The organism is Pseudoalteromonas tetraodonis (genome assembly GCF_002310835.1).
Classification (GTDB): Bacteria; Pseudomonadota; Gammaproteobacteria; order Enterobacterales; family Alteromonadaceae; genus Pseudoalteromonas; species Pseudoalteromonas tetraodonis.
In genome coordinates, this window is the sequence record NZ_CP011041.1 from 2,078,820 (window position 1) to 2,090,982 (window position 12,163).

Here is a 12,163-nt window from a genome sequence, read left to right on the forward strand (position 1 = left end):
ATACCTTATAAAAATTAGTCAAAGAGCCCCGATTGTAGCAAATTAAATGGCTGGGGTTAATCCTGTAAAGGACATAACAATCAGCGGATTATTATATAAACCTCCAGCCACTAAAGAAAAACGCTTATTCGTCGCTAAAAATACCTACATAAGTCGCTTGCGTATTCGATTTACTCGCACGGTACATGCCTGTGGTGTTAAACGGCAGGCTAATATTGCCTTTTGTATCAACAATAATAACACCGCCTGTGCCGCCAATCGGTTTAAGCACCCCATTTATTACTTCATCCCCGGCTTGGGCAATGGTTTTACCTTGATATTTTACTCGTGCGCAAATATCGCTTGCCACATTATAACGAATAAAATATTCGCCATGGCCGGTTGCCGATACTGCACACGAGGCGTTTTCTGCAAAGGTACCCGCGCCAATAACTGGTGCATCACCAATACGGCCAAAACGTTTTGCGGTCATTCCGCCAGTTGACGTACCCGCGGCTAAATTACCTTGTTTATCCAGTGCCACCGCACCCACAGTCCCCATTTTATAATTAGCGGGTAACGCCTTGTGCGCTGCTTGATAATCTTTATTGGTGCTTTTGCTCGCCTCTAGTTTTTCCTTTGCTTTTAATAAAGCTTCATAGCGATGCTTTGTATCAAATATATTATTCTCTACTAAGCTAACGCCTTGCTCTTTAGCAAACTCTTCTGCACCTTGGCCACTTAACATCACATGCACCGATTTTTCCATCACTAAACGGGCAAGTTTAATTGGACTTTCTATGTGCTTAATGCCCGAAACCGCTCCAGCTTGGCGGTTACGACCATCCATAATAGAGGCATCTAACTCATGGCTACCATCATAAGTGTATACCGCGCCGCGTCCGGCGTTAAAATAAGGCGATTGCTCTAACACTTCAATGGCTGCTGTGACTGCATCAAGGCTTTCTCCGCCTTGTTCAAGTTCCTTATACCCAGCCTCAACAGCTTGAGCTAATTTATCGCGGTAAGCTTGCTCTTGAGCAGGTGTAAATTTACTTTTTTCGATTGTGCCTGCCCCGCCATGAATCGCAATGGCAAACGGCGTGCTCGCACTCAATGCAGATGAGCTCACACTCATTAAACTACCGCAAAGCAGTCCTAGTAATAGTGATTTTTTCATTGTGCGTTCTTTTGTTAGTTAAGATTAAAACTAATGTGAATGGTTACGTGGGGTTTTTCAAGTGAACTGAGTTTAATGGCATAAAAAAAGCGCCCTGAGGCGCTTTTTAAATTCTGTTTAAAAATTACGCTTGTTGCGCTTTTAAACGTGCTAAACGTGCTACTTGGTGAGTAGACGTTAAGAAAGAATAGATAGGTGCTAAATAACCGCGTTTACGAAGCTCTAGAAAGTCTGCATCGCTTAGCTCATTTAGTTTTTTCTCATCGATAAGGTAAATACCGTTGATGTCTTTTTTCTCGCCTTTAATATCAACCGTTAGCGTTTGTGCTACTAGTAATTCTTTATCAGCAAGGAATTTAGTAAACGCATCAGTGACTTGTGAAAACTCAATGAACGATACTAACGCTTCTTTACGACGCTTAAGGTAATCAGTTTCTTCACCGTTTTCGAATAATGCATTACCCTCTTCTTCACCAACTAATGAGCTCGCTTCGTCAATTACAATACCAAATTGATCTTGCTCAGGGTGCTTTACTAAACCTAATGGGTAACGAGTCGTTGCCATAGGTGCAAATGCTGCTGTCCATTTGTCGCCATCAACAAATAAGTTTTCACCTGGCTCTAGGCCAAACATAGCAACCGCTTGAAAAGTACCTGTTTCGTTATTTTTAACAAAAGACATTGGAAACTCATTGGCGATACGCGCAAACTCGTGTGCTACAACTGGCACTAAGTGTTGAGTTTTCATAAATTCGATATTGATGCCATTTTTAATTTTAGTGTTGGCATGTTTTTCGTTGTGTAAAGGCTGTACTTGTTGCTCCGCCATGTTACTGCTCCGTTATTTTATAAATTTGATTTTTTACTGTTAGTGCCCTAAGGCTAAAGGTTTTGGCAACAAAAAGGAAGTGAAAATTTTGTGGCAGTTTGTAGGATATTAATTAACAAAAAATTATCGTTGATTATTTCAACAAATAACCAATAAACGCCACTGAAGAAGAAATTCGTAAACACAATGAGCTCAAAAAGCGCCCTTTGACAACGCTGTCTTCGGTGGTATATTAATTTTGTGCCTAAATAAAAAGTTCTCACTTAAATAAGCCCATCAAAAATAGACATTAAATAATGAAAAATTTAACTGTAAACCCAAACTTAGTAATTAAAAAGTTGATGATCCCAGGCACTAAACTATCAGCCTTCGTTGTAGATGATTTTCTTTTAGATACCAATAGTGTAATGAATTTTGCCCATAACATAGCCTATTTTAATCCTATGTTTTCAGACAATTCTTTCTATCCTGGCATTCGCGACAATATGCCACAACCGTACTTGAGGTTGCTGCACGCATTTTTTCAAAATGAAATACTGCCTAAAATAGACAATAAAAATTATCAAGAGTCTATTCTTCATAAAAGTTTACTTTCATTAGTTTCATGTAAACCGGCTAATTTAATTGTCGATCAAAAAGTGCCCCATATCGATTCATGTGATGAAAGAGACTATGCGTTTGTGCATTATTTATCTGGTGAGGAACTCGGTGGCACCAGTATTTATAAATACATACCGCAAAACATTATTGAATTTAAAGAGCAACACAAACCACTATTGGCAGATATAGTTAACGATGTTAAAAATAACCCTGATGAACATCAAGGCTATTTAGCGGGTACCACTAGCTTGTTTGAGCAGGTATTTAAAATAGATGCTAAATTTAATCGCCTTGTTATTTACCAAGGTAACTTATTACACAGTGCAAATATTTACTCTGAGCAAAGCTGCTTAGCCGATGCTAAAAAAGGCCGTCTGTCGATAGCCTCTTTTGCAAGTGTAAGATAGGGCTTAGATTGACTGAAGCCCATACTGTTTAATTTTATTTAAAAGCGCTCTGTGATCAGGAAGCTTATTTATTAAATAGTGATCAATCTCAGCTCTTTGTTTTAAACGCGCTAAACAGTGTGCCTGTTCTTTATCGGGGCTGTTAGACGCCTTAGTATTGTAATTCATTCCATAAAGTACAAATAAGAAGTTCTCTAGATAAAACACTTCAAACTGACTAAAAAAATCATCTCTGACTGGGGTAAACTCTTTCCACAAATTAAGTTTTTCTTTTAATGACGTGGAAATAGTGTCTTGGTTTTTATTTGCTATCCAAAAAGCTGAATCAGTGCGGTCTGATATACAGTAGTGAAGTTTAATAAAATCAATCACCCGCTCCCATGCATACCCCATAGCATGATTAAAACGCTCTTCTAATTGCTCTAGCTGCGTTGTTGATGATGGGAAGCGCAACGTTAAAAATTTAGCTGAAAAGTCAGTTAATAATATTGACGTTGCCTCTAATGGTTCTAAAAAGCCTTGCGCTAAGCCAAGGGCAACACAATTTTTATGCCAAAACTTTTTCCGGTAACCGACCCGCATTGGTATTTTTCTGTAGGTAAGATCTTGCTTACTGTCACCTAAATAACGGTCAAGTTTTTCATGTGCCTGTTCATCCGTCATATGGTTATCTGAATAAACAAAACCGACTCCACGCCTATTGGTGAGCGCAATATCCCAAATCCAGCCAGCTTGATGAGCGGTGGCAAGTGTATAAGGAGGAATAGCATCATCGGCTTTGGTTGGTACTTGCACCACTAATGCGCTGTTAATTAATAAACTCTCAGATACATCAACAAAGGGAATCTTTAACGCTTTACTCATAAGTAAAGATTCAAAGCCTGAGCAGTCAATATAAAAGTCAAACTCAAGCTCTTCATTGTTATCTGTAATAAGTGCAGCAATAGCGCCGTCATCGCCAAGCTTTACCTGTGTAACATGGGTGTGTATATGCTCTACAGAAAATTTTTCTTTTGCATTACAAGCAAGTAGTTGCGCAAACTTGCCTGCATTAAAATGATACGCGTAAGCCAACTCCCCTTCATATTGAGCATTAGTGATATTTTTAGGTGCTAAGCCTGCCTCACAAATAACATGCTGAGAAGATAAGCCCTGCGCATAACTTTGACTTTTCTCTTTGTTATTTAACCAATAAGAAGTTAAATGCTTGGCATCATAAGAGCTTGGCACATCAAATAAATGATGAAAAAAGTTGCCTTCGCCATGTTTTTTCTTATCCATCCAGTTAATAAACTTTATTGACTGCTTGAACGTTGCATCACATTGCCTAATAAATTCATCTTCACGAATACCAAAGCTTTTTAGGGTATTCCTAATATCGGGGACTGTGCCTTCACCGACACCAATTGGCGGTATATCTGGGGACTCTATTAAAGTAACAGATATACCTTTACGATTGAGCATCTCTTTGCCAATGTGGTTTGCAGCTAACCAACCGGCTGTTCCACCACCTACAATTGCAACTTTTTTTATATCCATAAATCACCAATAAAGTTTAACCTCGTAAAAAAGCCCAGCAATGCTGGGCCTAGGTTATTTTTACTCATTTAGCGTATTAAAAACGCATTGTTACACCAAGTTTGTAACGTGCTTCACCTTCAAAACTCCACACTGGGAAGTCATTCAGTAAATCAGGGTTTGGTAATGAGGTAGATGCATCATTGTTACCCAACTGAACGCTGTCTTCCTCTGTTAGGTTAATCCCTTCGAAAGTAACATCTAAGTAATCAGTTACAGAGTATGTTGCACTGAAATCTAGCTGTCCGTAGTCTTGATGCGCGCGGTTACCGTACCAACCTGGTGCTTCACGAATAATAAACTCTGAACGCCAGTTATATGCTAAACGGGCAGAGAAATCATCATTTTCATAAAAACCAACTACGTTATAGCTGTTTTTAGATGAATCAGAGAATACCCCAACACGGTCTGGGTAATTCTCTGCTGGTGCTTTCGCATCTGAATAGGTGTAGTTAAATGAATAACCAAAGCCGTTATCGAATGAATCTTGAATTTGGAACTCAATACCTTCGATTGAACCACCCGTACCATTTGTTGATGAGCTTACTGTCCAACAGTCATATTGCTGAGCACCACACGGTGGCTCGCCGGCATCTGGGTTAGTCGTATAAACGGGGATGTCGATACCAATTTGTTGGTTTGTTTGTTGTTGGGTAGAAATAAATGAGCTTACTTCTTTAGTGAAGTAAGTGACGCTTAACATAGCATCGTCATCAAAGTACCATTCAACACCAATGTCTGCCTGGAACGCTTTAAATGGGCTTAAACCTACATTACCCGTATTTAACACTTCATTTAAAGGACGGTTATCTGTATAACCCGCTAGATTACGCGTTGCAAATAAATCTGCGTAATTAGGGCGAGAGATAACTTGTGCTGCTGAGGTACGTAAGATTAAGTCGTCAGCTAAGTCCATAACCACGTTTAAGCTTGGTAAGAACTCACTGTAATCGGCTTTGTCTGTAGATAACGTCGAGTCGTAAACACCTTCATCACTTAAATCATAGTAATCTGACGAAATATCAGTTGATATGTAACGAACACCTAAATTACCGCGAATACCACCGGTGTCAAAATCAGCCATCGCATATAAAGCAAAATTTTCTTCTTCTATGGTGCCGTATGCTTGTGGACGTGCTGTATAACCTTCTGTCATTGCTAATGAATCAGCAATCATTAGATCCATATCAGGTTCAGGTATTACAAAACCACCACCGGCAGTCACGGTACCAGGGTAGTATTCATTAGCATTACGTACAGGTACTAAATCGGCATTCACATTGGCTGCATTACCATCTTGTACAACTTTGTGATCGGCATATCTTAAGCCCGTTTTAATTGCGGTAATAACACCAAGCTCAACAGGAATTTCAAAGTCTAAATTTAAGTAACTTTCTTCATCTGAATCAGGGTTATATTCAGGCGCCCAAGTTTGTGGGCTGATGGTATCAGGTAAAATGCTAGCATCGTATGACTGGTTAGCTAAATTAAATCTAGTCACGTCGCCAGTCATATCAATAGACCCATTTAAGTCGCTATTGTTATTTGCAAACATACCATAGTTTGCCGTTGTTACATCACTGTCTGCGCTTGTTTTACCTACACGACCTTTAAAGGTGAATAACTCTGAGTCATATTTCCAATCTAAGTCAACAGTATCAGACTTCATGCTTGCTTTACGCGCCCATGTTTGGAAAAAAGCCGTGCCATTGCCGTCGATATTACGCGAAACACAGTTACCTGAGGCGTTCGTTTGTTCACATGAACCATCACCTGGGAATATAATGATTTGCGAGTTAGCATTGTTAGCATCTAGCTCTAAACTTGTATAAGTTAGACCTAAAACTAGCGAGTCTGATGGCTGATATTGCATAGCTACATTATACGCAGTACGCTCACGAGCTTGCTGGAAGGTTGTAGGTGCCATACCGCCACTCCAACCACCTGACGATTCAATACCGTTACGTTGATAATCTACTTCTGATAATGAACCCGCAGCTAAGATACCAAATGTTTCACTATCATTTTTCCAGCTGTACAAGCCAGAAAGCTCAGGATCTGTCTCTTCAGATACTGTACCGTAATCAGCTTTAACACTAGCAAATACAGTGTTTGCATCTAAATCTAGCGGTTTACGAGTTTTAACAATTACAGTACCGCCGATACCACCTTCAACTAGGTTAGCTTGAGATGATTTATAAACTTCTAAGCCACCTACTAATTCAGAAGGTAGTAATGAATAATTAAAGCTACGATCGACCGCTTGTTGATCGAACCAGCTAGTTGAGGCAACAGTATGACCGTCAAGTAATGTGCGTGTTAATTGTGCTGATGCACCACGGATAGATACTTGCTGACCCTGTCCAAATTGACGAGATACACTGACACCAGAAATACGACCAAGAGATTCACCTACATCGCCATCAGGAAACTTACCAACGTCTTCAGCTGTTACAACATCAACAACGGCATTTGAAAAACGCTTGCCGTTTAAGTTTTCTTTATTTGAAGCGCGAATACCCGTAACTTGGATTACTTCAACATCTTCTTGAACTTTAGTTTCATCGGCTGCGAATGCAGCACCAGTGAACCCGGCTCCCATTACTAAGCCGATATTTACTGCTAATAAGCTTTTTTTAAAATTTTTAGCTAACACAGGATTCCCCTTGAATCATTTTGTTGGTTTTTGTTTATCATTTTGCCTACCGCCATGACAGCGCTGTCATAGTAGTAACAAACCATACATGCAAAATTACAATTTTGCTACATTTTTCCGCTCTTTTTGTATGAAAAATAGCTAGTTCAATATTAAAATACTGATTTTAAAGGAATTAATTGTTGCGTGAAAAAGCCGAATTAAATTTGTTTAATTCGTTCATATTTCCAGCATGTACTTGAAGCATTTTTAAATTGATTTTGTTTAAAACAACGTGGTGAGTAGGAATTTTCAAACCGTAAAACATGCTTGTGAGTTAGTGTTTAATAAATTTAACCATTTGATTTTTTAGCTATAAGTAAAATTTATTCAGGATTTACAATCGGTGTAAAAGCCTATTTTATACTGCTCATTGTGGAGGCAATACTCAGCATTTCATCTTTATCTCTGCGCGGCTTTGTTTAATTCAGCAAAGAGTAAAACAGATCAGCAATAAAAAAGGTCAGTAGCAAAAGCGACTGACCTTTCATTAAACCATCAATACAAAGAGGTTTAGCGCACATCTAATTTATATTAAAATTAGGGCGCCCAATACACTTCAATGTTGATCTCAGGGTGATTTAATACCGCACGTAACGGCATGTCATTCACATCGCCCCCCGCTAAAGCTTGTTTATAAACAGCCAGCTTTTCATCGCCACTAATTAACAATTTAACCACTTTAGATTGTGCAATCGCATTTAACGTTAAGCTCATGCGCTCAGTAATACTGCCTGTTACGTCACTTTGTATCGCGTTGATAGCGCACACAAGTTGGCTTGAATCTAGGCCGTTTTTCAGGCCTTGTGCATGTGGGAATAATGACGCGGTGTGGCCATCTGGGCCCATGCCTAAAATAGTCACATCAAAAGGACGTTTTAATGCTTGAAACTGCGCTTCACAGGCATCAACCCCTTGCTCTGCAGTGGCTGCCGTATTTTTCATGCTAATAAAATTAGCCGCTGCACCATGGTTTTGTAACAAAGTACGCTTGATGAATGCTTCATTACTCTTTTCATGACTTGCCTCAACCCAGCGCTCATCAACCATAGCAACATCAATGTTTGCCCAATTTAAATCAAGGGTCGATAAATGTTTATAAGCCGGTTCTGGCGATGAACCGCCTGAAACCATTAATACTGCACGGCCATCACGCTCAATACCATCACGTAAAGCATGCTCTAACGACTGAGATAATTCATCAGTCAGCGCAGCTTTATCGTCAAAAAACTTTTCTACTATTGTTGCCATCACTTATGCCTTATCGCCAGTATTAAACCAAACATGATTATTCTCTGCTAATAATTCATCTGCATCTTCAGGGCCCCAACTACCGGCTCTATACAGTGCTGGTTTACCTTTTTCTTGCCAACGTTCAATTATTGGATCAATCCACTTCCATGCTTGGCGTACTTCATCACGATGAATAAATAATGATGGATTATTCGCTGCAGCATCAAGCATTAAACGTTTGTAAGCATCTGAGTGAAAGCCATTACTATATGCTTGCGACAGCTCAATGTTCATCGTTACAGGTTCAAGTTGCATGTCTAAATTATCTAAACGCTTCGACATCAGCGTTAATTGAATGCTTTCTTGTGGTTGTAAACGGATCACCAAACGGTTTGGCTCGATATTACCTACGCTGTCCTCATACACGTTATGAGATACTTTTTTATATTCAACCACAATTTCAGCGCAGCGCTTTGCCATACGTTTACCGGTACGCAGGTAAAAAGGCACACCGGCCCAACGCCAATTATCAATGTGCGCACGAATAGCCACGAAGGTTTCAGTTTTACTTGCTCCTTCGTTTAGCTCTTCTAAGTAACCTGGGACTATTTTACCGTTTAAATCACCCGGTACGTATTGCCCACGAATAATATTGTCATCAACATCGCTGCCCTCTAATGGGCGTAATGCTTCTAATACTTTTAACTTTTCATTGCGAATACTATTGGCTTTAAGTTTATGCGGTGACTCCATTGCGACTAAGCAAAGTAGCTGTAACAAGTGGTTTTGCACCATGTCACGCAAAGCACCGGCTTTATCATAAAAACCAGCGCGGCTCTCAAGCCCTACCGTTTCTGATAAGCTAATTTGGATATTATCAATCGATTTAGCATCCCACATGTTTTCAAATAATGAATTTGAAAAACGCAATGCCATTAAGTTTTGAACGGTTTCTTTACCTAGGTAGTGGTCAATACGGAAGATTTGATCTTCGTCGAAGTACTGTGCAATTTTCGCATTAATAACTTCTGCAGACTCGCCACAATAACCAATTGGTTTTTCTACAACAACACGTGAATTGGCTGTTATTAATTTTTTAGTGGATAGAATTTCACAACAAGTGCCATACACAGCTGGCGGAAGAGATAAGTAAAACACACGAGATTTATCGCTGTCGTCTTCATCAAGAATTTTTTTCAGTACATCCCAGTTATCATCCGCTTCGGTAACATTACTCACTACAGGCACTAAAAACGCTGAGAACGATTTCCAATCCTTAGCGTTATACTCGCCTTCGCTTAAAAATTCTTGTAATGCTTTGTGTGCGGTATCAATGTATTCATCACATTTACTTTGTTCGCGCACGGTAGGCAAAATACGTGAGCCTTGCGGTAAGTTACCTTCTTGATATGCTCGATACATTGCAGGAAGTAATTTGCGTAACGCAAGATCACCACCGCCCCCAAAAATTATAATATCAAAAGGATTAAGCATAGTTACTCTCTACGTTTATGCTACCTGCCACTACCGTATTGGTAATCAGTTATAGCGGTTTATTATCTGGATAATGCAGGCCTTAGCACAAAGCCTACTAATGTTGTTCGTTATATGCGCCATAAAAAATGGGTCTAGGGACACTGTAATTCCTCTCACAAAAATACAGGCCCTAGGACTCCAGCGCTACCCGTTCAAAGGTATTTGGTTACTTATTGTGTAATAAGTGAATGTGTTACTGCGTACGGTGTTGTTTGTAGTACGCCATTAAGCCCTGTGTTGAGCTGTCGTGCTCATTAACCACGTTATCGTCGGTTAATTCAGCTTCAATTTTAGAGGCTAAACCTTTACCAAGCTCAACGCCCCACTGATCAAACGAACATATTTGTAAAAGAATACCGTGGCAAAAAATCTTATGTTCATACAGTGCAATTAAACGACCCACCGCTTTTGCATCAACCGTGTCTAATAATATAGACGTTGTTGGGCGGTTTCCTTGATGAATTTTATGCTTTAGTAGCATTTCAATTTGCGCAGGCGTTTTGCCTTTGGCTGCTAAATCAGCGGTTATCTGCTGCGCATCTACCCCGTTCATTAATGCTTCGGTTTGTGCAAAAAAGTTCGATAATAAAATATTGTGATGCTTATCAACGTTAACCTGTGGTTTTACAGAGCCAATAAAGTCCGCAGGGACAATTACATTGCCTTGGTGCAAACATTGATAAAACGCATGCTGGCCATTTATTCCCGTCATGCCCCAAATAATAGGCACGGTAGTGTAAGGTACGGTTTGCCCATCAAAAGTGACGTGCTTACCGTTACTTTCCATTTCACCCTGTTGTAAATACGCAGGCAACATATGCAATGCTTGGTCGTAAGGTAAAATAGCTTGCGAATCAAACCCTAAAAAGCTGGTATTCCATACACTCAACAGCGCCATAATTAAAGGAATATTCTGCTCAAGCGGTGCCGACTTAAAGTGCTCGTCAACTTCAAACGCCCCTTCTAAAATAGCTTCAAATGCTTCAAAGCCGGCATAAAGTGCAATAGGTAAACCAATCGCACTCCAAAGTGAAAAACGACCGCCAACCCAATCCCACATGGTAAATACGTTTTCGTCACTAATACCAAATGCCGCGGTTTTTTCTAAATTGGTGCTTACTGCCACAAAATGCTTTGCTATGGCGCTTTTATCTTTGGCGCTATTTAAAAACCAATCAACCGCTGTTTTTGAGTTGGTCATGGTTTCTGAGGTAGTAAAGGTTTTTGACGAAATAACAAATAACGTTGTTTCAGGGTCAACTTTATTCAATACCGACGCGATTTGTACGCCATCAGCATTAGAAACATAATGAACGTTTAACGGCTTATCAACTAATGCTTTAAGTGCTTCAGTTGCCGTTTGAGGGCCTAGGTTTGAACCCCCTACACCAATACTCACTACATCTTTCACCGCTTTACCGGTGTAACCTAACCACTGTCCACTGCGTACTTTTTCAACAAAGGTTTTAATTTTAGCAAGTTCGCTATCGACCGCCTCAGTAATATTTTCACCGTCAACAATAAGCGGTGTATGGGCGCGATTTCTAAGTGCGGTATGCAATACGGCACGGTCTTCGGTGATATTTATTTTCTCACCGGCAAACATTTTTTCACGCCACGCTTCAATATCACACTCTTTAGCTAATGAGATTAATTGAGCGAAAACTTTCTCATCAATACGTTGTTTTGAATAATCAAACAATACACCAGGAATGTGAGTAGAAAATTGAGAAAAACGAGAATCGTCTTGTGCAAATAAAGTTTTCAGATGTGTTTGTGCCATCTTTTGTGCACTATTTTCTAGTGCTTGCCAACTTACTAACTCAGAACGGCTCGCCATGTAAACATCCCCTAATTTATTAATCTATTGATTTAAAGCGCTTTATTTAATTTTTTACGACGCAAAATAACCGAATTTTGTAAAAAGCAAAGCCCAATACTATAGCTTAAAAAGTCTAATTTGCGTTATTTTTATAAGCTTCGATGCAGATAATAGCGCAATTTTTTACTTTTGACACCGGTATCATAAAATTAAAAATTGAATTTAACAACTGATCAGCCCTTCTCTTTAATGAAGATTTTATTAATTTCTAACTGATCCAAATTAAAGCGAGCAAAAAAAAGGC

At 39.5% G+C, this 12,163-nt stretch carries 8 protein-coding genes; 1 reads left to right on the top strand and 7 read right to left on the bottom strand.

Going from position 1 to position 12,163, the window contains the following annotated elements:
• Window positions 1-124 precede the first annotated feature (124 nt).
• Complete coding sequence (locus PTET_RS09550) at window positions 125-1,159, bottom strand: isoaspartyl peptidase/L-asparaginase family protein (RefSeq protein WP_096038551.1); 1,035 nt, start codon at window positions 1,157-1,159, stop codon at window positions 125-127.
• A gap of 124 nt (window positions 1,160-1,283) precedes the next feature.
• Window positions 1,284-1,988 carry a SapC family protein gene (locus PTET_RS09555; protein ID WP_013465241.1) on the bottom strand — a complete coding sequence of 235 codons (705 nt, stop codon included), beginning with the start codon at window positions 1,986-1,988 and terminating at the stop codon, window positions 1,284-1,286.
• A 296-nt stretch (window positions 1,989-2,284) separates the two neighbouring features.
• Here PTET_RS09555 and PTET_RS09560 point away from each other — a divergent pair, with 296 nt between their 5' ends.
• On the top strand, window positions 2,285-2,995 hold the full coding sequence (locus tag PTET_RS09560) for a DUF6445 family protein (RefSeq protein ID WP_096038552.1): 711 nt from the start codon (window positions 2,285-2,287) through the stop codon (window positions 2,993-2,995).
• A 3-nt stretch (window positions 2,996-2,998) separates the two neighbouring features.
• Here the strand turns inward: PTET_RS09560 and PTET_RS09565 are convergent, their stop codons facing one another.
• The 5 genes from PTET_RS09565 to pgi form a co-directional block, all read right to left on the bottom strand.
• On the bottom strand, window positions 2,999-4,534 hold the full coding sequence (locus tag PTET_RS09565) for a tryptophan halogenase family protein (protein ID WP_096038553.1): 1,536 nt from the start codon (window positions 4,532-4,534) through the stop codon (window positions 2,999-3,001).
• A gap of 76 nt (window positions 4,535-4,610) precedes the next feature.
• Window positions 4,611-7,229 carry a TonB-dependent receptor gene (locus tag PTET_RS09570; protein ID WP_096038554.1) on the bottom strand — a complete coding sequence of 873 codons (2,619 nt, stop codon included), beginning with the start codon at window positions 7,227-7,229 and terminating at the stop codon, window positions 4,611-4,613.
• A gap of 579 nt (window positions 7,230-7,808) precedes the next feature.
• Window positions 7,809-8,519: a 6-phosphogluconolactonase gene (pgl, locus tag PTET_RS09575; protein ID WP_013465246.1), complete on the bottom strand. Its 711-nt coding sequence runs from the start codon at window positions 8,517-8,519 to the stop codon at window positions 7,809-7,811.
• Window positions 8,520-8,522: 3 nt separating this feature from the next.
• Window positions 8,523-9,995: a glucose-6-phosphate dehydrogenase gene (gene zwf, locus PTET_RS09580; protein WP_013465247.1), complete on the bottom strand. Its 1,473-nt coding sequence runs from the start codon at window positions 9,993-9,995 to the stop codon at window positions 8,523-8,525.
• A 235-nt stretch (window positions 9,996-10,230) separates the two neighbouring features.
• A complete protein-coding gene (gene pgi, locus PTET_RS09585; RefSeq protein ID WP_096038555.1) occupies window positions 10,231-11,877 on the bottom strand; it encodes a glucose-6-phosphate isomerase in 1,647 nt (548 codons plus the stop codon).
• Between the last annotated feature and the right edge of the window lie 286 nt (window positions 11,878-12,163).